Below are 22,096 nucleotides of genomic sequence, written 5' to 3'. Positions count from 1 at the left end.
GCACCGCGTCCGCTGATCACTGACTACGATTAGGCAAAAAAAAAATGCGTCCTGAAACGGACGCATTTTTTGCAATATGGCCGGCTTTTATGCCGCTTCGGCCTGTTGAGCAGCAGCGTTCCGGCGTTCGCTTTCCTCGCGCGACAGCGCAACAGAGGTACGAACACCTTTTCCAACAAATTCCATCAGCCCGGACACCACACGTTCGTTCGGGTCGATCCCGGCGCAGCTTAGCACCTCGCGGCCATCGCGCGACCGCGCCCAACGTGCAATCTGCTCTGGCCCGTTTCCGTATTTCTTGTCGTCTGCAATCGCATCGTCCAGCGCGGCCAGAACCACGGCAGCAAATAGTTTGCGTGCGCGATTACCTTGCTCCGCGTTGAAAGCGGTACCGTCAACGAAATCTTTCATGGTACGTCCTGTGATTATTGGGTCTTGTGTTTCCGGCGTGAAGCCCCTTATGGCGCATTAAAGTCGATTCGGATACCCTAGATTTGCATACCTTTTATGCACTTTGTGCATGGCTCGCGCGGCGGTAAACGATATCTGGTTGGCTGGACAGCTTCGCATCACCCAGATATAGGGGTGGCCACAGAACGATCAACCTTTTGCCAAAGTTTAGCCATGCCCAAAATCAACGGTAACGAGATTCGCCCCGGCAATGTGCTGGAACACAATGACGGCCTGTGGGCCGCAGTCAAAGTCGACCACGTCAAGCCCGGAAAGGGTGGCGCGTTTGCGCAGGTCGAAATGAAAAACCTGCGCAACGGATCAAAACTGAACGAGCGGTTTCGGTCTGCCGACAAGGTCGAACGTGTGCGTCTGGAACAAAAAGATATGCAGTTTCTTTATGAAAGCGACGGCATGCTGGTGTTCATGGATACCGAAACCTACGACCAGGTCGAATTGCCGGCGGACATTTTGGGTGAACGCCGCCCGTTCCTTCAGGACGGCATGACGATCGTGGTCGAGTTCTACGAAAGCGAAGCGCTGAACGCGACGCTGCCGCAGAAGGTGACGTGTCAGGTGACGGAAACCGAACCGGTGGTCAAAGGCCAGACAGCCGCCAACAGCTTCAAACCCGCGCTACTTGACAACGGCGTCAAAGTCATGGTGCCGCCATTTGTGGGACAGGACGAAATGATCGTGGTGAACACCGAAACTATGGAATATTCCGAACGCGCCTGATCTCGGGAGCCGCGCGCACATCCCCCGAAACCGACCGGGGCGCAACAGGAACAAACGGCCTCCGGCATACGCCTGGAGGCCTTTTTGATGGACATCATTCGCCCGCAAATCACGCATGTTGTGCCGCTGTTTCGTGCGTTGCATGCCTATCATGTGCAGCGTCGGCCCGACATCTATCATTGCGATGGTACCGACGCAGAATACGCGGCGGTCCTGCAGGACATCTGCGATACGGGCGGTCGGCTCTACGCGCATGACGCGGGTTGGGGGCTTGTGTCCTACGTCGCCGCGCGGCCCGAAGACCGGCCTCGGACTGGGCTGCGCCATGACAGGACGGCGATGGTGATCGAACATCTGTATATCGCACCGCAGGTGCGCGGGCTGGGCCTGGGGCGCGCGTTGATCACTGCGGTCGAAACCTGGGCGACTGCGCGTGGTCTGTCGCGCTGGACGGTTGCACAGGACGCGGGCAACAGGGAGGCGTCAGCGTTCTACACACAGATCGGCGCGGACCCACAGGCGGTGTTCAGATCCAAAACGATTGGCCTCTGACGTGCAAGCCCGTTCGAACAGGCTTTACATGCGCTTTCGAAAGCGCATCCCCCGAGCCTTCACAGGCTCGGCCAAGACCTTTCGAAAGGTCTTGGCCCCGCACGGTCCATTGTCGGGTCGTTAACCACCTGTCGAACATACCCATGCCCACGATGCGCATCGAGCGGGAAGGGTCACTCCCATGCCGCGACACCACATGACTCGCGAGGTTTGCGAATACCAAACATCGTGTATTGCCAATGTCCCGAGTGCGCGTTGCGCGGCAGGGTATTGGCGATCCATGGTTTCGCAAAACTTGCATTTCTCTCATCTGCCGGAAGGCTGACCATGAGAGACCGGTCTCTGAACAGGCTTGGGTCACCCCCAGGTACAGGTCGCCCGTTGAATCGGGGATATATGAGAGAACAGTCACCCAAACGGTGCGGCGCCGCTTCTTCTCGAAACACCAGCCCTCTCGCCTACCGAGCGAGGGCATCAAACAGGCAAACGGGTCGTCCGATCTCTCGGAACGCAGGTCACTCTGCCGTGTCCGTATCCCAGTGCACCCGCGCGTCACCGGCGGTCATGTCGCCTTTGGCGCGATCAAATCGCAGATACGCAAGCCCGGCATCAGCCGCTTGCGTAAACAGGGTGCCGGCGGGTTTGTCACCTGCCAGAATTTCGCTGCCAATTGGGGCCGAACCGTCAACTGCGACCTGCACCAACCCTTTGCGCAACACGGTCTTGTGCTTCATCCGCGCGACGACTTCCTGCCCCACGAAACAGCCTTTCTTGAAATCGACGCCGTTCAGACGCTCGAACCCCATTTCAAGGATATAGCTGTCGGGCGTCAGTTCCACGCCGCTTTCCGGAATGACGGCCGCCACGCGCAGGGCGTCCCAATCGACATTTGCGTCGCCCGGCTGACCATCATACCCGCGCCAGCCTAGCCGCGCATCGCGCGGGTCGGCAAACGCGCCCTCGGGGGCCGTGCCAAGCCCACGCGAAACGCGGCGGTCGGTCTCTTCAATCTCGACGGCAGAGCGCAGTTTGTACATCGTCAGCGCCTGTTTGATCCCGGGCGCGAGGGATGACGCAATATCAAGACCAATGGCGTCCCCCATGGGCAGCAGGAAAAAATCCGCGCGGTACTTCCCCTGTGGCGTCAGCATCGCGGCATAGACCAGCCCTTGGTCAAGCTTGCTCACATCATTTGTCACCAGCCCCTGCAGAAAGTCCCGCGCATCTGGTCCGCTGATCCGTAGAATGGTTCGATCTGACATGTCTGCCCCTTTGTGCCTGACCCTCTGAGATAAAGGTCCGGGCGCGCGACGCAAGGGGTCAGACCGTGGCGGTGTCGCCCAGCACCTGCCGCGACAGGATGCGGTCCAGCGATAGCGCCCCGGCCCCTTTGATCACAAGTGTCACAAGGATCAGCATCCAAAAAGCGCGCTGATCCAGGATCAAGCTGTCCGGCACCCGGTCGAACCATGCGCCCAACGTGTCTGCATGCGCGATGCCGCCATGGCCGTAAAGGTCGGTCAGGGTTTGAAGAACAACGAACCCGATCATGCCAATCGCGGCAAGCCGGGTGAAAAGGCCGATGACAATCAGCAGCGGCAAAATGAACTCAGCCCACGTGCCCGCAACCACCACCGCCCAGTGGAAAACGCCAAGTTGGGACACGTCATAAACCACGGCCTCCATCTGTCGCGGGAAGATCTGCGCATAAGCCCCGGTTGACGGGCTGAAAACCCCCATCATCCCATCGCCAAGCTTGGTCAGGGCCGACGCCCAGAAATACCCAAGAAGCGTGGCGGCAAACACAAAGCGGGCAAAAAGCGGGACAAGATCATCCATCGTCCGCTCGATGGCTGAAAACACAGAAGAATGTAGAAAAACGAGGCGATCCATAAGATAGGCTTTCTAATTAAGGCCAATAATGGCGTGATGGCGCAGCAGAAGGTCCAAAAGACGACCAAGGTCAAACGCCTCTGGCGCAGCTTCAAGAGCGTGACCAAAAGACGTACCGGACTGCAGCGCGGCCAGAACATCACCCGCGCCAGGGCCAAGGATAAACGGCTCGGGGTCGAATTCGGGGCGCAAAATCAACACGTCCTGCGCCGCGCCTGCCGGGCGTTCGCCGCCGCGCAGCGTGTAGTGCCAAATCGCGCCGACAGGCCAGTCGGAACGCAGCAGACTCATCGCGGGCGCAAATGCAAAGGTTGCACGCAGCAGGGCTGGTTCGTCCAGCGCTTGCAGCGCTGTGGGTGCAATCCCGGTGCTGTCGGCTGCGTGATAGCTTTGACGCATGGCCAGATCGATGCGGGCGACATCGGCAAGGTAGGGGATCTGCTTTAACTGCTGAACACTGCTTAGAAATTCGGGAAATCCCGCACCATACAGCATCATCAACGGCGATGTGGGTGGGGCTTGACGCACATATGCGCGTGCAACGTGGTCAAAATTCTCGCGGCCAATCAAGCTGACGATTGCCGGAAACCCTTCGGCCAACGCATCGCGCAACGAGACGGTGACATTGTTGCGATAGACCCCATACCGGCGTCTGGCGGGGCGGTTTTGTGCATCGCTCAGGCCGTCAGGCACGGGGTGGGACGGGTTCAGCAATCCGGCGCGAAAGGCGGTTTGGCCGGTCATGCCACCACATGCCCCAACGCAGTTTCGGCGCGGCGGGCCTCTGCGGCCAGAACAGACCAATCCGGCACATCCGTGTCCCATTCCACCAGCACAGGCCTGGGGCCGGAGGCCGCAAGCGTATAGTCCAAAAGCGCCCAGACCGGATCTGCAATCGCGTGACCGTGGCTGTCTATCAGCAACGGCGCGCCGTGATCATCCGCGTCTTCATCATGGCCCCCCAGATGAATCTCCTCAACGGCATCAAGTGGATAGGCGTCGATATAGCTTTGAGCGGAGTGGTCGAGATTGGTGGCCGAAACAAAGACGTTGTTCACATCCAAAAGCAACCCACACCCGGTCCGGCGCACGAGTTCGCGCAGGAAATCGGTCTCTGAATAGGTGCTTTCGTCAAAGGCCAGATAGGATGATGGATTCTCAAGCAGCATCTTGCGTCCCAGCACTTCTTGGACCTCGTCGATATGATCCGCGACGCGGGTCAACGTGGCGGACGTATAGGGCAGGGGCAGCAGATCGTTCAAAAAATGGCTGTCATGGGTCGACCACGCCAGATGTTCGGAAAAGCTGGCGGGGTTGAGCCAGCCGCACAGATGTTCGAGCCGCGCGAGGTGATCCCGGTCAAGACGGCCTTCGCCCCCGATCGACAGACCCACCCCGTGCACCGAAATGGCAAAACGTTCGGCAAGAACGCGCAGCTGCGCCAGCGGACGGCCCCCATCGCCCATGTAGTTTTCGGCATGAATCTCCAGCCATTGCACCGGTGCAGGATCATTCAAAATGTCGCTAAAATGTTGCGCCTTGTACCCAACGCCGGCGGCGGCGGGCAGGTGGGGGAAATCATGTGAGGCGTCAGGCATGGCACGGGCTTTCTATCGGCAAGCCGGGCCAAGTGCCCGACCTACAGGTTTATATCACAGCTTGGGTTAGCTGGGGCGATCACGCTCCAGTTCCTCAAGAGAGCCAACGCGCTCCGTACCATCCGCCATGGCCGGCAGTTCGATTTCGCTACACGTGCCTGCATCGACCAAGGTCCAGGCGTTGCCCTGATAATCCACTGTAGACGACCCGGCGCATGTGGTGCCCGGTCCGGCGGCACAATCGTTTTGACCGGCAAGCGAGATACCAAAGCATTTTTCCTTGGCTTGCGCCGTGGCTGTAGAGGTATGGGCGGCAAGGCTGGCGGCAACGGCACCGACGATGGCGACTGTTTTCATTGTGTTGGACATGTGGATATTTCCTTTGGTTGTGAAATGTTTGAACGTTTTATGGCGACGTGACTGCAACGCCGGTGACAGCAGAATGGCCTGCGACGCCGGGTCGCGCCACTCACGGCGATGTGCATCACGTGGGAGTGAGCCATGGTGAGACGATTCCCGCCTGTTCCGGTAATTTCCGCCCAAAAAAATGGGGCCCCGTAACATTACGAGGCCCCACACGGTGCGATCTGTGTCGTTTTGTTACAACAAATCGGGCGGCGTGGCGTCTTTGCCAAGGCTGCTCACGATATCGGTCAGCGATGTTACAGAGGTTTGCTTTTCCCCCAGTCGCCGCACGGTGACGGTCTTGTCCTCGACCTCGCGGTGGCCGATGGCCAGAATGACAGGCACTTTTCCCAAACTGTGCTCGCGGACCTTGTAGTTGATCTTTTCATTGCGAATATCGGCTTCGGCGCGCACCCCGGCTTGGGTCAGCGCCTCTACGACCTCGTGGACATAGTCATCCGCTTCGGACACGATGGAGGCCACAACCACCTGACGCGGGGCGAGCCAGAAGGGCAGTTTGCCCGCGTGTTCTTCGATCAGGATGCCGATGAAGCGTTCAAACGATCCAAGCGTCGCGCGGTGCAGCATCACAGGCCGGTGTTTGCCGCCGTCCTGGCCGATATAGATGGCGTCCAGCCGTTCAGGCAGAACGAAATCCACCTGATGCGTGCCGCACTGCCAGTCCCGGCCAATGGCATCGGTCAGCACAAACTCCAGCTTTGGACCGTAAAACGCCCCTTCGCCGGGGTTCAGCTCGAACTCGCAACCCGCGGCAAGCGTGGCGTTCTTGAGGGCGGCTTCGGCTTTGTCCCAGGTCTCGTCCGATCCGGCCCGGATGTCCGGACGGTCTGAGAATTTGACCTTGAAGCTTTCGAAGCCAAGGTCGCGGTAGATGTCTGATAAGAAGTCGATAAAGCGTTTTGTTTCATCTTCGATCTGATCCTCTGTACAGAAAATGTGCCCATCGTCCTGCGTAAAGCCGCGGACGCGCATAATTCCATGCAAGGCACCTGAAGGTTCGTATCTAGCACACGATCCAAATTCGGCCATACGTAACGGAAGGTCACGATAAGACTTTAATCCCTGGTTAAAAATCTGGACGTGACAGGGACAATTCATCGGTTTGAGCGCATTGACCGCTTTTTCGCGGGCATGTTCCTCGTCCACTTCGACGATAAACATATGGTCCTGATATTTTTCCCAGTGACCCGACGCTTCCCACAATTTGCGGTCCACCACCTGCGGCGTGTTGACCTCGACATAGCCACCCTTGGTCTGCTGGCGGCGCATGTAATCCTGAAGCCGGGTGTAGATCTGCCAACCATTGGGGTGCCAGAACACCTGACCGGGGGCTTCTTCCTGCATGTGGAACAGGTTCATTTCCTTGCCCAAACGGCGGTGATCGCGCTTGTCGGCTTCTTCAAGGAAGGTCAGGTATTGTTTCAGGTCGTTGCGGTTCTTGAACGCCACGCCGTAGATGCGTTGCAGCATCGGGCGGGTGTTGTCGCCCAGGAAATAGGCGGCAGAGACATTCATCAGCTTGAACGCATCGGCGGGGACTTGGCCAGTATGGGCAAGATGCGGCCCACGACAAAGATCCATCCAGTCGCCATGCCAATACATGCGGATATCCTCGCCCTCGGGGATCTTGTCGAGGATCTCGAGCTTATAGGGCTCGTTGTTGTCGGTGTAGTACTGGCGCACCTTGTCGCGCGTCCAAAGCTCGGTGCGCACGGCATCGCGGGCGTTGATGATCTCTTTCATCCGCTTTTCAATCGCGCCGAGGTCTTCGGGGGTGAACGGTTCTTCCCGGTCAAAATCGTAGAACCAACCATTGTCGCGCACCGGGCCGATGGTGACTTTGACGTCCGGGTACAGCTCTTGCACCGCGCGGGCCATGATATGCGCGAGGTCATGCCGGATCAGTTCCAGCGCAGGCGTGTCATCCGCCATTGTATTGATCGCGATGCGCGCATCAGACGGGATCGGCCACTGCAGATCCCAATGCTGGTCATTGACGGTGGCCGAGATGGCTTTTTTCGACAGGGATTTGGAAATGCTCTCAGCGACCTGCGCAGGTGTCACCCCTGCATCATAGTCGCGTGAATTGCCATCGGGGAAGGTCAGGGAAATCTGGCTCATTGGCGCAGCTCCTCGTCAGTTTGGCGCCCACGGAACGCCCGGTTGCGGGTTATGTATCGTGCGCGGCTTTTGGCAGCGGGGCTGCGGCGCGTCAAGATGCTGTGACGCGCAGTTGTGCGATGCGCGCCGCTTGTATGCAAAGGTATGTTTGAAAATCGTTTTATTTGAATGAGTTATGCCGAAAGATAGGGCTGGACGAATGCGTCTTGAGGGTTAATTTATAGGGCACACTGTTCCGAACGCATGTTGAAACATCATCATCAAGGATCACTCTATGGCCAGCTACAACAAGACATTCGAACTTACGATTGAAGACATTGATCTGATCGAAACCGCGCTGCGCGATACAAAGCGGTCGCTCGGAACCCATCTGATCGAGACCGCGGAAGACCCGCTGCGTCCTTGCGAAGACACCCGCGGGGTGGATATGTCAATGAAGCGGATCAACGAGCTGTTGGGCCGCATCCACAATCAAAAGAAATTCTACCGCCCCAAAACCGGTGCCTATATCGGCGGCTGAAACAGTTGGGGCGCATCGTGCTATGCGCCCCGAAGCGATCATCGCATCCTAGCGCCCAAGTCGTTTGTCGATCTGGCGCTTTTCCCATTCGGTGCCGAAGACATTGAAAACTTCGAAAACGTTCATTCCATGAACGGCCACTCCAAGGCCCCACCCAAGCGCGGGCCACACGACCCATAGATAATCCGGGTTCGTAAAAAGATTAAGCAACAGCAACACCACCATCACAACGGCATATTGAACGGCATGTCCGTAAAACCCCTTGATGTCGCGCACATATTCCATCGCGTCCCGCTCTTCCGGGGTTAAGCCGGTTGATGGGGGGAGACTGTTTGGCTCGGCTGGCATGGTCTGTTCCTTTCGAAGCAACGAAAAATCGGTGTCCAGAACAGCGGCAATGCACTTGAGCGTTTCGGGGCTGGCGCGGGCACCACGTTCGATCCGTTGCAAAGTGCGCGTGCTGATCCCTGCCATTTCGGCCAGTTGCTCTTGTGACAATCCACGGTCAAGGCGGAGCTTTCTGACAATCACGACCTGATCCTTTCCACTGTTCAGGCACAAACCTATGTGTCCTGATCCCGGCCAAACACGTCACCACCCCGACAGTTACCCGACAAAGCAGCGACACAGCGCGGTGTCGCGCGATGCGCTGCGGGGCATTTCCAACGATAAAGCAAGGCGCTAGGGTGCGTTGCGACAAAAGGCATAGAGGCAAGTTTATGGCGACTACAGAATTTTTGGAAGGCCCCGACGGCCGCCGTCTGGGCTATGCAAAGACCGATGGCACGGGGCCGTGCATCGTCTTTCTGTCGGGGTACAAATCGGACATGGAAGGCACCAAGGCGGTGCATCTGGAGCACTGGGCCCGAAACACTGGCCGCGCATTTCTGCGGTTTGATTATTCCGGACACGGCGTGTCGGGCGGCGTGTTCGAGCAGGGGTGCATCGGGGATTGGGCTGATGATGCGCATGCCGTTATTGACGCTGTGGCGGATGGCCCGGTGGTTTTGGTGGGCTCAAGCATGGGGGGCTGGATCGCGGCACTCTTGACCAAACGCCTGTCCAACGTGAAGGGCTTTGTCGGCATCGCCGCAGCACCTGATTTCACGGAAGACGGCTTTTGGGCCGGGTTCAGCGAGGCGCAGCGTGAGACGATCATGACCGATGGTGCGGTCGCGCTGCCGTCGGATTACGGCGATCCCTACATAGTAACCAAGCGCCTGATCGAAGACGGGCGCGACCATCTGGTGTTGCGTGCGCCATTGCCGATGCCGTTCCCGGTGCGCTTGATGCAAGGCACGGACGACACCGCCGTCACCCGCGACACGGCGCTGGCATTTCTGGATCACATCGACAGCCCCGACCTGCATCTGACCTTTGTGAAGGGCGTTGATCACCGCTTTTCCGATCCGCACTGCCTGACGCTGATCGAAGAGGCGATTGTCGCGGTTGGCGGATAGCGTCGGTTTCCACATGGTCAATTTGCATACGTATGCAAAAATCGCTTGAGCGGTCCTGAACCCTTGCTATGTTCGAGCACAACACGACATCTGGGAGGACCACATGGCTGAGTACCTGAAACGCGGCAAACCCGAGGCCGAGCGCGCCGAAGACGACGCAAAGACGCGCGCGGTTGTTGAGGCCACGCTGAAAGACATCGAAACACGCGGCGATGCGGCGGTGCGCGAGCTGGCCGAGAAGTTCGACAATTACACGCCCGAAAGCTACCGCCTGACGCAATCCGAGATCGACGCGCTGATCGCAGAGCTGACGCCGCGTGAGCTGGACGATATCAAGTTCGCGCAGGAACAGGTGCGCAACTTCGCCCAGGCGCAGCGCGACTCGATGCTCGACGTTGAGGTCGAGACGATGCCGGGGGTGATCCTGGGCCACAAGAACATCCCCGTGCAATCGGTGGGCTGTTACGTGCCGGGCGGCAAGTTCCCGATGGTGGCCTCTGCGCATATGTCGGTCGCCACGGCCAGCGTTGCGGGCGTGCCGCGCATCGTGGCCTGCACCCCGCCCTGGCAGGGCAAGCCGAACCCGGCAGTGATTGCGGCGATGCATCTGGGCGGCGCGCACGAGATTTACGTGCTGGGCGGCATTCAGGCGGTGGGCGCGATGGCGATTGGCACCGAGACGATTGATCCGGTGCATATGCTCGTCGGCCCCGGCAACGCCTTTGTGGCCGAAGCCAAGCGCCAATTGTTCGGGCGCGTGGGGATCGACCTGTTCGCAGGCCCGACCGAAACGATGGTGATTGCCGACGACACCGTCGATGCCGAGATCTGCGCGACCGATCTTCTGGGGCAGGCCGAGCACGGCTATAACTCGCCCGCGGTTCTTGTGACCAATTCGCGCAAGCTGGCGGAAGAGACGTTGAAAGAGATCGACCGCCTGCTCACCATCCTGCCCACGGCTGACACGGCCTCTGTGTCGTGGCGCGACTATGGCGAGGTGATCCTGTGCGACGACCATGACGAGATGCTGGCCGTCGCCAATGACATTGCCTCAGAGCATGTGCAGGTGATGACCGACCGCGATGACTGGTATCTGGAGAACATGACCTGCTACGGCGCGCTGTTCCTTGGCGCGCGGACCAACGTGTCGAACGGGGACAAGGTGATCGGCACCAACCACACGCTGCCGACCAAGAAGGCCGGGCGGTACACAGGTGGTCTGTGGGTCGGCAAGTATCTGAAAACGCACAGCTATCAGAAGATCACCACCGATGAGGCGGCGACGCTGATTGGCGAATACGGATCGCGTTTGTGCATGTTGGAGGGATTTGTCGGTCATGCCGAGCAGTGCAACGTGCGGGTGCGCCGCTATGGTGGTGTTAATGTGCCCTACGGCGAAGCGGCACCATATAGGGAGGCTGCAGAGTGACAGGCACACCTGAGCCAAGGTGCGATCTGTCGGCACCGTAAGGTCCGGGGGCTGCGCCCCCGGTTTTGCATATTTAGAAAAAGAAGACGCGCATGGCACATAACGATACTGCGACACGCGTTATGGGGCCTGTATTCGATGCGATGCGGGGTTTTGAGCCCGATGCGGTCCGGGCCGAATTGGCCAAGGCAGCACCGGCGGCGGTGTTTCGCATGTGCCATCCCTTTGGCACATTGAAAGGTGCCGATGCCTATTGCGACGCGGTGCTGTTGCCCTTGGCACAGGCCATGCAGGACTTGCGGCGACAAGAGGTCATCCGGATCGCCGGTCGCGACCAGGACGGCGCGATGTGGGTTGGCTCTTGTGGGGCATATACCGGGAAATGGGTGCAGGATTGGCTTGGTATCCCCGCAACCGGCTGCTTTGCGACGATGCGGTTTCACGAATTCTACCGGATCGAACGCGGAGCCTGCGTTGAAATGCAGGCGGTTTGGGAGATTCCCGAGATGATGATGCAGGCCGATCTGTGGCCAATGGTGCCGCAACTCGGGCGGTTTCAACATGCGCCGGCCCCGATGACACAAGATGGGCGTGGCCCGCATGCGGCGGCCCTGACAGAAGCAAGCAGGCAGCATGTGATCGACATGTTGACCGCCATGATACGCCATCCCTTACAAGGCGGACCAGAGGTCATGGAGCTGGAGCGCTACTGGCATCCGCAGTTTATGTGGTACGGCCCCTGTGGCATTGGCACCGCCTGCGGCATCGAGGAATTCCGCCGGTGTCATCAGATCCCGTTCCTGAACGCGATGCCGGATCGGGGGCAGTACCCCGAAAAGACCACGCATCATGTCATGGCCGAAGGGGCCTATGTCGGGGTGACCGGCTGGCCTGACATGTGCCAAACGCTGTCGGGGGATGGCTGGTTGGGGTTGCCGCCGCTTGGCAGGCAAATCACGCTGCGCAGTCTGGATTTCTGGCGATTGGAAAACGGCAAGATCCGCGAAAACTGGGTGCTGGTGGATTTGCTCGACATATATGCGCAAATCGGCGTTGATGTGTTTGCACGGATGGAGGAGCTGAAATGGAGCAGAGGGTATCGCTGATTACGCTGGGTGTGCGCGATGCAGACGCGGTGGCGGCGTTTTACGAAAAGCTGGGCTGGGCCCGGGTCGAGACACAGGACGGTGTGATTGCCTTTGACTTGCTGGGTCAGACGCTGGGCCTCTATCCGCTGGAAAAGCTGGCCGAGGATATTGGGATCGACATGGCACAGTTGGGCCATGGCAGTATGACGCTGGGCTACAACACGCGGTCCCGCGAAGAGGTGGACGCTGTTATGGCGCATGTCTCTGACGCAGGGGGAACGGTTTTGAAAGACGCGCAAGAGGTGTTCTGGGGCGGTTATCACGGTTATTTCAGTGACCCCGAAGGCCATATCTGGGAAGTGGCGCATAACCCGTTTTCGCCTTTGCGCCACGACGACAACGCGTTTCGCTGGACCGGGTATTGAGACGCCCGCAAACCATGTGGAGCCTTGAAACGCTGGGCCGCGTGCGCCTGTCGCGACACTTTTTCATGCGGGAATTCCTGTATTCGGAAATCGGCAATTTTCATCAGCGTCAGAACATTCCTGACACGCCGGATCTGGCGATTGCGCGGGGGCGGGCATTTTGCGAGACGTTGCTTGATCCGCTGCAAGAGACCTTTGGCCGGATTGCCGTACGGTCCGGATATCGCTCGGCCACGCTCAATCGGTTTGGCAACGAACACGGGCTGAACTGCGCCCGCAACGATTATCCTCTGGAATGCCACATCTGGGACCTGCCCGCGGTCGAGGTGGCAGGCGCCAGCATCGTGATCCCGTGGTTTGCCGACCAATACGATCAGGGCCGCGACTGGCGCGATCTGGCGTGGTGGCTGTATGATCATTTGCCCTTTGCCGAAGCGTGGTTCTTTCCCAAGCTCTGCGCCTTCAACCTTGCGTGGCGGCCCGATCCGCAACGACGCATCGACAGTTACATTGCACCGCGCGGCACGTTGGTTCGGGCTGGGCAAGCCCCCGGTGAACCGTTAGAAGAGCGCCGCGCGCGCTATGGGGATTTTCCGACCTTCCGTGGCATCGTCTCTCCGTCGTGATCGAGGGCTGGACAGCCACGGGTCACGCGGGTAGCGTGTTTTTGCACACCTATGCAAGCCTCGGAGGACCGCCACGTGACACTTCCCAAAACGCCGTCATTTCGTCTGGATGGGAAGCGGGCGTTGGTGACGGGCGGGTCTCGGGGGATCGGGCTTGGATGTGCTGTGGCCTTGGCAGAGGCGGGTGCGCATGTCGTGATCGCGGCGCGTGGCCACGAACAGGTTGATCGCGCCGCCGCAGAGATTGCCAAGGCCGGTTTCAGTGCCGAGGGTGTTGCGCTTGACGTGACGGATCTGGGGGCTGCGGCGGCGCTGTTCGACGCGCAGGGACCGTTTGACATTCTTGTCAATTCCGCAGGTCTGGCACGTCATTCCAAAACGCTCGACACAACACCGGAAGACTTTGACGCGGTGAGCGAGATCAACGTCAAAGCCGCCTATTTCCTGGCCCAGACCGCGGCCAAACAGATGATTGGCCGGGGCGGGTCGATCATCCAGATCAGCAGTCAGATGGGGCATGTCGGCGGCCTGGATCGCGCCGTTTACTGCAGCACCAAACACGCGGTGGAGGGTATGACAAAGGCGATGGCCATCGACCTGGGCCCGGAGAATATTCGCGTCAACACGATCTGTCCCACCTTCATACTGACAGACCTGACCAGAGCCACCTTTGATGACCCTCAGAAACGCGAGTGGATTGATAGCAAAATCAAACTTCCAAGGGTCGGGCAGGTCGAAGATATCATGGGGGCGTGCGTCTTTCTTGCGTCCGATGCAAGTGGGCTTGTAACGGGGACGTCCATATTGGTTGACGGCGGCTGGACAGCAGGATGAGCAAGCGCGTCACATCCTTTGATGTGGCGGCTCTTGCGGGCGTCAGCCAATCTGCCGTCAGCCGCGTGTTTTCAGGGGCTTCGGCCAGTAAAGACACGATCGCCAAGGTCAAACAGGCTGCGGCACAGCTGGGCTATCGGCCCAATGTGCTGGCGCGGTCCCTGATCACCGGGCGGAGCAAGATCATCGGCCTGGTGATCGCCTATTTGGGAAATCCGTTTTATCCGGATGCTTTGGAACGGTTCAGCCGCGTGTTGCAGGACGAAGGCTACCACACTCTTGTTTTCACATTGAAACAAAGCGCGACTGAGGCGGATGCCGACCGGGTTATTCAACAGATGCTGGATCACCAGGTGGACGGCATCGTTCTTGCCAGTGTCGGGTTGGGCGATGCACTGGCGCGGCGCTGTGAAGATGCGGGCATTCCGGTGGTGCTGTTCAATCGCGGGCAGGTCGACCGGCGTCTTGCACAGGTCACATCCGCAAATCGCGCCGGAGGCCGAAAGGTGGCAGAGTTTCTGGTCGCGGGTGGCCATGACCGGATCGCCCATATCAGCGGTTGGCAAGGATCATCCACAGGGCGTGACCGCACCGAAGGCTTTCTGGGCGCACTACAGGCACTGGGCCATCCCGTAATTGGCGTGCAGGAGGGGCGATACGATCACGCGGCCGCCCGCACGGCGATTGATGCGCTTGTGCGCTCTGGCATTGATGCGGTGTTTGTCGGCAATGATCACATGGCGTTTGCGGTGATGGATCACCTGCGCTTTTCGCTTGGCCTGCGGGTGCCAGAGGACGTGTCCGTTGTGGGCTATGACGATGTGCCAATGGCGCGTTTTGCAGGTTACAATCTGACCACGGTACGCCAGCCCGTCGGACGGATGGTCAAGGCCACCGTGACCGCCTTGCTTAACCAAATCGAAAGCAAATCCGCCAAAGCAGAGGCAACAGAAATCGACGGACCGCTGATCCTGCGCGGATCGGCCCGCATACCGGAAGGGTTGCAATGAAAGGCTTTGACGACAAATTCGCGGATTTCCCCGATTACATTCTTGGGATCACACGGGAAATCTGGGAAGATCGGGGGCTGGGTGCGCGGATGAAGGACTATTATCACCCTGATGTCATCGTGCGCACCCCGGCTGGGATCGCGTTCGGCGAACCGGGCATGACGCAGGCGACGATGGCGACCCTGCATGAATTTCCCGACCGCACGCTGATGGGCGAAGATGTGATCTGGTCCGGCACACCCGAGATTGGGATGCTGTCGTCGCACCGTATCCTGTCGACCGCAACGCATAGAAATGATGGCCCTTTCGGGCCGGCCACCGGGCGCGCGGTCCGCATCCGGGCGATGGCCGATTGTTATGCCAAGAACAATATGATCAGCGATGAATGGCTGATCCGTGACAATGGCGCGTTGGTGCGTCAACTGGGGTTCGATGTGAAAGACTGGGCGCAGGAACGCGTGGCGATGCTTGACCCCGATACGCAGCCGTTTCGCCCGGCGGTTGATGTGCAGGGGCCCTATACCGGCACGGGCAATGACAACCAGTGGGGGCAGGCCTTCGCCATGCTGCTGTCGCGCATTATGGATGCGGAATTCTCGGTCATTCCGGACCAGTATGACCGTGCGGTACAGGCCGATTATCCGGGTGGCCGCTGTGTTCACGGCACGCAAGAGGTCGATGCCTTTTGGCTCGGCCTGCGCGCGGCGTTTCCGTCCGCCAGCTTTCAAATCAACCATCAGATCGGTCTTGAGGACCCAATGATGCCACCGCGTGCTGCGGTGCGGTGGTCGCTGACCGGCAAACATGACGGCTGGGGCCATTTCGGGGCACCGACCGGGGCGGACATTTATGTCATGGGCATCAGCCATGCCGAGTTCGGCCCGCGCGGGTTGCGTCGGGAATGGACGCTTTACGATGAAACCGCGATCTGGATGCAGATCCTGGCCCACGCGGGCTGACCTGAAAGGACCAAGATATGACCCCGCTCGACATGGAAAGCCGCATCGTACGTTATGGCGATCTGCTCCCCTGCCGCACTGCCTTTATCGACGCGCACACGCCGGGCAGCGACCAGAAAGAGAACTTCACCATCATCGGCGGCGGTGTGTCTGAAAGTGCGGACCAGCATGTTCACATCACCGACACGCCGGGCTTCAACATCGGGGCGGCGGGCCAGCCGCCGAAGTGCCGCAATTCGCTGCACAGCCACCGCACCGCCGAGGTGTTCTTTGTGCTCAAGGGCCGCTGGCGGTTCTTCTGGGGCCGCTGGGGCGACGCAGGCGAGGTGGTGCTGGAAGAGGGCGACATCTTCAACATCCCCACCGGCATCTTTCGCGGGTTCGAAAACATCGGCACCGATTACGGGATGATCATGGCGATCTTGGGCGGTGACGATGCGGGCGGCGGCGTGATCTGGGCGCCGCAGGTGATCGAGGACGCGCAGGCACACGGGTTGGTGCTGGGCGAGAACGGCACGCTGTATGACACCAAGGCGGGGCAGTCCTTGCCGGACGGCGTGAAGCCGATGCCGGTACTTACCGACGAGGAGCTGAAAGCCTTTCCCGAGCCGACACCCGCCGAGGTCGTGCCCGGCTATGTCGCGCGCTACTGGGACCTGATGGCGCTGGCTGACGGCGCGCCTGCCAAGGTCATTGGCCCGGAGGCCAAGCTCAAGGACAAGCCCGGCTTCGAGGTGGATTTCATCACGCGCTGCTCTGTCCCCGGGGACAGCTACACCGTGGACGGCCACGAGGTGCTGATGCCGATGCGCGGCCATTGGCGGCTGACCTGGGAGGGCGGGACGACCGCGCTCAACCCCGGCGATACGGTTGCCGTACCGCCGGGGCTTGCGCATGGCGTGACGCCTGCGATGACGGGCGAGGCGTCGATGTACCGCGTGCGCTCCACCGATGATCCGGCGGGGGCAACCTGGCGGGGCTAAGAGACTGGCCATCGCTCCGATCTTGTGATCGAGCTGGAGCTTTGTTCCCGGCGTTGTCTGAACGATCCTTCGGCCCTTGCGGCGTTATCCGTCCGCGCGATCGAGTGTCCCGCAGGCGATCGGCAATGTCACATGCGCGGGAATATCGCCAAGGGATTGTGCGGTTTCGGGCAAATCCATGTCTTCGCTCACCCCATGCAGGAACACGACACGCCGATCAAAATCGAGTTGCTGGCCCGGAAACGCGTCTGCAAACCTCGCTTCGAGGTCCGAGAGCGAAACCGTCTGCTCGTAACTGTAGCGGCCATCCTCGTCGGCGGTCGGATACGTCTCTGTGACGATCTCCAGATTGGCGGGATCGTCATGGAAGGGCACCATGGTCACGCCGGCGACCGGCTCTGTCTCGATCAGATCGACGATCCCGTCGCCATTGGCGTCCGCATCGGCACCCGGACAAGCGGATGTCGCATCGCCTTCGGCAAAGCCATGAAAGTGCTGCAGATGCATGATGCCGGGTGCCGTGCCGGTGGCGTCGACCGTGATGGTCAGGGTATCACCGGAAACGGTGAGCGTGGCTGTGCCGCTGGCTGCCATCTGGGTGGCATCTGGGTTAAGCGCTGTCAAATCGGCGCGCCATGTGCCGTCCGCGTCTTGTGCGACGCCCATTCCGACCGATACGGCCAAGGCGAATGTGGATGCTGAGAATACCGTTTTTAAGGTCATGTCCGGGGTCTCCTGTCTGGGTTGTGCTCTGAGCCGCCGTCCTAACCGGCGGCACCTCATCAACCTCTGAGCAGCCGCGATGTTCCGCGTTTTGCCATTCCCGTCCATGCGTTCAGGTCGCCCGCCCGCCGGACAAGACCCGGATCACCGGCTTGATCTGCGTCATCGCGCCCTCTTCACTGGTCCTGTTCAATTGTGACCTACACAAGGGGGACTGACATGCTGACCATCACCAAGCCCGAACCGAACCGTGTGGATATTGACTTGTCGGGCAAAATCGACGCCGATGAAATGGCGCGCGGTCTGGACGAATTACTGGAGCTGTCACAAGACGTGAATGCGGGAACAATGCTGTACCGCATCACCAGTTTTGCGTTTCCGGATTTTGGCGCTCTGGCGGTCGAAATGGCGCGGATGCCCAAGCTGTTTGGTTTGCTTGGGCGCTTTGACCGCTGTGCGGTTGTCACGGATGCCGCATGGATCAAAACCGCCGCCGAGGTTGAGGGCGCGCTGTTTCCCGGTATCGACATCAAGGGGTTCGATCTGGGAGAAGAGCACTCTGCCGAGGCATGGCTGAAAACGGGGATTGCCTGACGCGCAGGATCTGGCCTGCGAAGCTGCGGAAAAGCCGCATTAACACCGCCTTAATTGGTCCGAACCGGTCTTTTTGCTGCGCGCGCGAAACATTAGGGCCGATCCGGACCTAACCGGCCACCTCGATCACCTCGCGCTCTGTGACGATCAGGTCAAGCGGCTGGTCGGTGTGCTCAAGCGGAACGTCCGGGTCCTCTTGGGCGGCATAGGCAAAGCCGATGGCCAGCGTCGGACGGTGGGCGCGCAGGGCTTCCAGGGTCCGGTCATAAAACCCACCGCCATAGCCCAGCCGCCCGCCCGCGCGGGAAAAAGCCACCAGCGGCACGATCAACACCTCTGGCGTGATCAGACGTTCCTGCGCGGGAACGGACGTTCCGAACGGACCGCCGACCAAACTGCAGTCCGGCTCCCATTGAGAAAACACCAGGGGATGATGTGCCTTGCGGATCACCGGAACACAGACCACCCCGTGCGCTGCGGCCTCTGTCATGGCGGGCAAGGGATCAATTTCGGTGCGGATCGGAAGATAGCCCGCAATCGGCGCGCCGCGATAACCGGCCAGAACCTCGCTCAGATGGCGGGCAGTTCCCGGTTGCCCATCCCGATGCGCGGCGTCTCGTCTGGCAAAGGCCGCCTTGCGCGCCGCAGATTTCACGTCTTCCAACGTCATAGCAATACCACCACAGCAAGCCCCAGAAAGGCAAAGAATCCAACCACATCCGTGACCGTTGTCACAAAGGCCCCCGAGGCCAGCGCCGGATCAATCCTAAGCTTTTCAAGCACAACAGGAATGACCGTCCCGGCCAGCCCCGCAACAACCAGATTGATCACCATGGCCGCTGCGATCACCACGCCAAGCATTGGAATGCCGAACCAGACCACGCCAACAATGCCCATGATGATCGCAAAGGCCAGACCATTGATCAAGCCGACCAGAACCTCGCGTCGGATCACGCGCCAGACGTTCGATCCGGTCAAATCCTTGGTCGCCAACGCCCGCACAGCCACGGTCAAGGATTGCGTGCCCGCGTTTCCGCCCATCGACGCGACAATGGGCATCAACACCGCAAGCGCCACGATCTGTGCCAAGGCCGCCTCGAATTGAGAGATGACGATGCTTGCCAGAATAGCGGTGATCAGATTTACAAACAGCCAAGGAAACCGCCGTTTTGTCGTCTCGGTGACCCGATCCGCAAGCGAACTTTCACTGTCGACACCCGCCAGACGCAGAACATCTTCCTCGTGTTCTTCATCCAGCACCGCCATCGCGTCGTCGATGGTGATCACACCGACCAGCCGGTCGTTTTCATCGACAACAGGTGCCGAAATCAGGTGATACTGGTTGAACGCATAGGCCACATCGCCCTCGTCCTGATTTGCGGGGATGACGTGAAACACCTCTTCCACAATGGATTTGAGCAAGACATCGCGACGCGACCCCATCAACTTGCCCAATGTGACATTGCCCACAGGATGCAGCTTGGGATCGACCAAAGTCACATGGTAAAACTGTTCTGGCAGGTTGTCGGTGTTGCGGATGTGGTCAATCGCTTCGCCGACGCTCCAATGTTCGGGGGCCATCACCACCTCGCGCTGCATCAGGCGCCCGGCAGAGTATTCGGGGAAGGTCAGTGACTGTTCAACAGCCACCCTGTCGGTGTCTTCCAGCGCACCGAGGATCGCCTCTTGTTGCGGCTCGCCCAGGTCTTCAAGAAGGTCGACAACATCGTCGCTTTCCAACTCGCGCACCGCGTCGGCCAGCACTTCGGGGGTCAGCAGACCAATGACTTCCTCGCGGATCGACTCGTCGAGTTCTGACAGGATGTCACCGTCAAAGGCCTTGTCGTACAATTTGATAAGACGTTTCCGGTCAACCCCGTTGATCTGTTCCAGAAGGTCCGCAATATCCGCCGGGTGCAGCGGCTCCATCAACGCAATCAGCTGATCCCGATCATTCAGATCAACCGCCTGCAGGATCTGCGTCACGTCCTTGCGACCAAGCGTATAGGCCTGATCGCCGTCCTCGCCCTCGGGGGCTTGGGTGATTTGGTCTTCTCTCATCTTGCCCCTCACCTGTCCGGTAGCGCTATCTTTACGGTGTTTGCCCGCGATACGACAGGGCGGCCCGGGAATAAACCCCGCCCGAATTTACCAAGGACACAGAACCAGATAAGTTGATTGAACCGAAATCAAAAAGAGCAACCCATGTCAAAGATCGCAGTGCATTTGGGGCAGACCCTGACATTTCAGGGCAATCCGATGGTTCAGGGCATCGACAGCGTCAGCCATACAACCCGCGGTGCCTTGGCGGTACAGGACGGGCGTGTGCTGGCCCGTGGCACGGCCGAGGATCTGCAACATGCCTATCCCGATGCACTTTGCTACGATCACGGCGCGGCACTGCTTTTGCCCGGCTTTGTGGATGCCCATGTGCATTATCCGCAGACCGCCATGATCGCCAGTTGGGGCAAGCGGTTGATCGACTGGCTGAACACCTACACCTTTCCCGAAGAAATGCGCTTTGGTGATCCTGATTATGCCGCCGATATCGCGAACCGCTATCTTGACCTTGCGCTGGCCAATGGCACCACAACCATGTGCAGCTATTGCACCAGTCACCCGGAAAGCGTGACCGCCTATTTCACGGCGGCAGAGCAGCGCGGGATGCGCGTGCTGGGGGGCAAGACCTGTATGGACCGCAACGCGCCGGATGGCCTGTGCGACAGTGTGCAAAGCGCTTATGAGGACAGCAAAGCGCTGCTGACCCAGTGGCAGGGGCGGGGCAGGGCGTCTTACGTCATAACACCCAGATTTGCGCCCACCTCGTCGCCGGATCAATTATCCGCGCTGGGCGCGCTGTGGGCGGAACACCCGGACTGCCTGATGCAAACCCATCTGAGCGAGCAGCCCGACGAAATTGCCTGGGTCAAAACGCTGTTCCCGGATGCGCGGGATTACCTTGATATTTACGAAACCCATGGGCTTTTGGGGGCAAATGGGCTGTATGGCCACGCCATTCATCTAGAGCCGCGCGAACGCGACAGGCTGCGCGAGGTTGGTGCCGCCGTGGTGCATTGCCCGACATCGAACACGTTTATCGGCTCGGGCCTTTTTGACATGGCCGGGCTGGTAGAGCAGGGCCAGCGCATCGGCCTTGCCACCGATACCGGGGGCGGGTCGTCCTTTTCCATGCTCCGCACAATGGCCGCCGCCTATGAGGTGGCCCAATTGCGCGGCGTGGCGCTGCACCCGTCTGCCCTGCTCTGGCTGGCGACCGAAGGCTCGGCGCGCGCCTTGCGGATCGCGGACCGTGTGGGGACCCTGGCACCGGGCACCGAGGCGGATTTTATCACGCTGGACTTGGCCTCAACCCCCGCCATAGCCCAACGCAGCGCGCGGGCGCGTGACATTTGGGAGGCAGTGTTTCCAACCATCATGATGGGCGACGACCGGGCGGTGCAAGGCGTCTGGGTGATGGGAGAGCGGCGGGTGTGAATGGCGGGTGTGCGGGACAAAGCGGTCATTGAAAACTTGAACCTGAACGTCGGCTTGTGGGTCTCTTGGTCCGAATGAACGTAACGCTGTGCTCCAGTCAGCTCGCACAAAATGAGTTTTCATCACACACGCAATGCGGCAATTCCGCTGGTGGCCAGCTGGACCGACGAGG

At 59.7% G+C, this 22,096-nt stretch carries 25 protein-coding genes; 14 read left to right on the top strand and 11 right to left on the bottom strand.

Going from position 1 to position 22,096, the window contains the following annotated elements:
* Positions 1-87: 87 nt before the first annotated feature.
* Positions 88-411, bottom strand: a complete 324-nt coding sequence (locus ACG74X_RS10110; protein ID WP_247080892.1) for a DUF6280 family protein — start codon at positions 409-411, stop codon at positions 88-90.
* 213 nt (positions 412-624) lie between these two features.
* On the opposite strand from ACG74X_RS10110, the gene efp reads away from it, so the two are divergent.
* Complete coding sequence (efp, locus tag ACG74X_RS10105) at positions 625-1,188, top strand: elongation factor P (protein WP_411234518.1); 564 nt, start codon at positions 625-627, stop codon at positions 1,186-1,188.
* 87 nt (positions 1,189-1,275) lie between these two features.
* A complete protein-coding gene (locus ACG74X_RS10100) occupies positions 1,276-1,740 on the top strand; it encodes a GNAT family N-acetyltransferase (RefSeq protein ID WP_411234516.1) in 465 nt (154 codons plus the stop codon).
* A gap of 515 nt (positions 1,741-2,255) precedes the next feature.
* On the opposite strand, the gene ACG74X_RS10095 is transcribed toward ACG74X_RS10100, so the two are convergent.
* The 6 genes from ACG74X_RS10095 to thrS all read right to left on the bottom strand — a co-directional run bounded on the left by ACG74X_RS10095 (position 2,256) and on the right by thrS (position 7,778).
* The gene (locus tag ACG74X_RS10095; RefSeq protein WP_411234514.1) at positions 2,256-3,002 is read right to left on the bottom strand and encodes a YgfZ/GcvT domain-containing protein; all 747 of its coding nucleotides are present in this window, start codon (positions 3,000-3,002) and stop codon (positions 2,256-2,258) included.
* 58 nt (positions 3,003-3,060) lie between these two features.
* On the bottom strand, positions 3,061-3,579 hold the full coding sequence (locus tag ACG74X_RS10090) for a DoxX family protein (protein WP_411234512.1): 519 nt from the start codon (positions 3,577-3,579) through the stop codon (positions 3,061-3,063).
* 66 nt (positions 3,580-3,645) lie between these two features.
* On the bottom strand, positions 3,646-4,377 hold the full coding sequence (locus ACG74X_RS10085; protein WP_411234511.1) for a putative DNA-binding domain-containing protein: 732 nt from the start codon (positions 4,375-4,377) through the stop codon (positions 3,646-3,648).
* Complete coding sequence (locus ACG74X_RS10080) at positions 4,374-5,231, bottom strand: DUF692 family multinuclear iron-containing protein (RefSeq protein WP_411234509.1); 858 nt, start codon at positions 5,229-5,231, stop codon at positions 4,374-4,376. Before ACG74X_RS10080 ends, ACG74X_RS10085 begins: the two co-directional genes overlap by 4 nt.
* 66 nt (positions 5,232-5,297) lie before the next feature.
* On the bottom strand, positions 5,298-5,600 hold the full coding sequence (locus tag ACG74X_RS10075) for a DUF2282 domain-containing protein (RefSeq protein WP_411234507.1): 303 nt from the start codon (positions 5,598-5,600) through the stop codon (positions 5,298-5,300).
* Positions 5,601-5,831: 231 nt separating this feature from the next.
* The gene (thrS, locus tag ACG74X_RS10070) at positions 5,832-7,778 is read right to left on the bottom strand and encodes a threonine--tRNA ligase (protein WP_411234505.1); all 1,947 of its coding nucleotides are present in this window, start codon (positions 7,776-7,778) and stop codon (positions 5,832-5,834) included.
* A gap of 274 nt (positions 7,779-8,052) precedes the next feature.
* Between thrS and ACG74X_RS10065 the strand changes: the two genes are divergently transcribed.
* Positions 8,053-8,298 carry a hypothetical protein gene (locus ACG74X_RS10065; protein WP_411234504.1) on the top strand — a complete coding sequence of 82 codons (246 nt, stop codon included), beginning with the start codon at positions 8,053-8,055 and terminating at the stop codon, positions 8,296-8,298.
* A 48-nt stretch (positions 8,299-8,346) separates the two neighbouring features.
* On the opposite strand, the gene ACG74X_RS10060 is transcribed toward ACG74X_RS10065, so the two are convergent.
* Positions 8,347-8,829 carry a 2TM domain-containing protein gene (locus ACG74X_RS10060; protein ID WP_411234502.1) on the bottom strand — a complete coding sequence of 161 codons (483 nt, stop codon included), beginning with the start codon at positions 8,827-8,829 and terminating at the stop codon, positions 8,347-8,349.
* Positions 8,830-9,017: 188 nt separating this feature from the next.
* Here ACG74X_RS10060 and ACG74X_RS10055 point away from each other — a divergent pair, with 188 nt between their 5' ends.
* From ACG74X_RS10055 to ACG74X_RS10015, 9 genes are all read left to right on the top strand, one after another.
* Positions 9,018-9,758, top strand: a complete 741-nt coding sequence (locus ACG74X_RS10055) for an alpha/beta hydrolase (RefSeq protein ID WP_411234500.1) — start codon at positions 9,018-9,020, stop codon at positions 9,756-9,758.
* A 103-nt stretch (positions 9,759-9,861) separates the two neighbouring features.
* Positions 9,862-11,187, top strand: a complete 1,326-nt coding sequence (gene hisD, locus ACG74X_RS10050; protein WP_411234499.1) for a histidinol dehydrogenase — start codon at positions 9,862-9,864, stop codon at positions 11,185-11,187.
* Between the two features lie 92 nt (positions 11,188-11,279).
* The gene (locus ACG74X_RS10045; RefSeq protein WP_411234497.1) at positions 11,280-12,293 is read left to right on the top strand and encodes an ester cyclase; all 1,014 of its coding nucleotides are present in this window, start codon (positions 11,280-11,282) and stop codon (positions 12,291-12,293) included.
* Complete coding sequence (locus ACG74X_RS10040) at positions 12,272-12,700, top strand: VOC family protein (protein ID WP_411234495.1); 429 nt, start codon at positions 12,272-12,274, stop codon at positions 12,698-12,700. Before ACG74X_RS10045 ends, ACG74X_RS10040 begins: the two co-directional genes overlap by 22 nt.
* A 14-nt stretch (positions 12,701-12,714) precedes the next feature.
* A complete protein-coding gene (locus ACG74X_RS10035) occupies positions 12,715-13,326 on the top strand; it encodes a hypothetical protein (RefSeq protein ID WP_411234494.1) in 612 nt (203 codons plus the stop codon).
* Between the two features lie 75 nt (positions 13,327-13,401).
* Positions 13,402-14,160 carry an SDR family NAD(P)-dependent oxidoreductase gene (locus ACG74X_RS10030; RefSeq protein ID WP_411234492.1) on the top strand — a complete coding sequence of 253 codons (759 nt, stop codon included), beginning with the start codon at positions 13,402-13,404 and terminating at the stop codon, positions 14,158-14,160.
* Positions 14,157-15,170: a LacI family DNA-binding transcriptional regulator gene (locus ACG74X_RS10025; protein ID WP_411234491.1), complete on the top strand. Its 1,014-nt coding sequence runs from the start codon at positions 14,157-14,159 to the stop codon at positions 15,168-15,170. The genes ACG74X_RS10030 and ACG74X_RS10025 overlap by 4 nt, the downstream gene beginning before the upstream one ends.
* Complete coding sequence (locus ACG74X_RS10020; RefSeq protein WP_411234490.1) at positions 15,167-16,129, top strand: ester cyclase; 963 nt, start codon at positions 15,167-15,169, stop codon at positions 16,127-16,129. Before ACG74X_RS10025 ends, ACG74X_RS10020 begins: the two co-directional genes overlap by 4 nt.
* Before the next feature lie 17 nt (positions 16,130-16,146).
* Positions 16,147-17,112 (top strand): cupin domain-containing protein, encoded by a 966-nt coding sequence (locus ACG74X_RS10015; RefSeq protein WP_411234489.1) that lies wholly within the window; start codon positions 16,147-16,149, stop codon positions 17,110-17,112.
* Positions 17,113-17,196: 84 nt separating this feature from the next.
* On the opposite strand, the gene ACG74X_RS10010 is transcribed toward ACG74X_RS10015, so the two are convergent.
* Positions 17,197-17,835, bottom strand: a complete 639-nt coding sequence (locus ACG74X_RS10010) for a hypothetical protein (RefSeq protein ID WP_411234488.1) — start codon at positions 17,833-17,835, stop codon at positions 17,197-17,199.
* Positions 17,836-18,054: 219 nt separating this feature from the next.
* Between ACG74X_RS10010 and ACG74X_RS10005 the strand changes: the two genes are divergently transcribed.
* Positions 18,055-18,429 carry an STAS/SEC14 domain-containing protein gene (locus tag ACG74X_RS10005; RefSeq protein ID WP_411234487.1) on the top strand — a complete coding sequence of 125 codons (375 nt, stop codon included), beginning with the start codon at positions 18,055-18,057 and terminating at the stop codon, positions 18,427-18,429.
* 109 nt (positions 18,430-18,538) lie between these two features.
* On the opposite strand, the gene ACG74X_RS10000 is transcribed toward ACG74X_RS10005, so the two are convergent.
* Entirely contained in the window at positions 18,539-19,099 is a 561-nt protein-coding gene (locus ACG74X_RS10000; RefSeq protein WP_411234485.1) for a 5-formyltetrahydrofolate cyclo-ligase, read from the bottom strand.
* Positions 19,096-20,490, bottom strand: a complete 1,395-nt coding sequence (gene mgtE, locus ACG74X_RS09995) for a magnesium transporter (protein WP_411234484.1) — start codon at positions 20,488-20,490, stop codon at positions 19,096-19,098. The genes ACG74X_RS10000 and mgtE overlap by 4 nt, the downstream gene beginning before the upstream one ends.
* A 144-nt stretch (positions 20,491-20,634) precedes the next feature.
* On the opposite strand from mgtE, the gene guaD reads away from it, so the two are divergent.
* Positions 20,635-21,924 carry a guanine deaminase gene (gene guaD, locus ACG74X_RS09990; RefSeq protein WP_411234482.1) on the top strand — a complete coding sequence of 430 codons (1,290 nt, stop codon included), beginning with the start codon at positions 20,635-20,637 and terminating at the stop codon, positions 21,922-21,924.
* Positions 21,925-22,096: the final 172 nt, after the last annotated feature.

Origin of the sequence: Marivita sp. S0852 (genome assembly GCF_046591575.1) — a bacterium.
Lineage (GTDB): Bacteria > Pseudomonadota > Alphaproteobacteria > Rhodobacterales > Rhodobacteraceae > Marivita.
The sequence above is the reverse complement of the archived record's forward strand: the minus strand, read 5'-3'. Positions and strand labels throughout refer to the sequence as shown.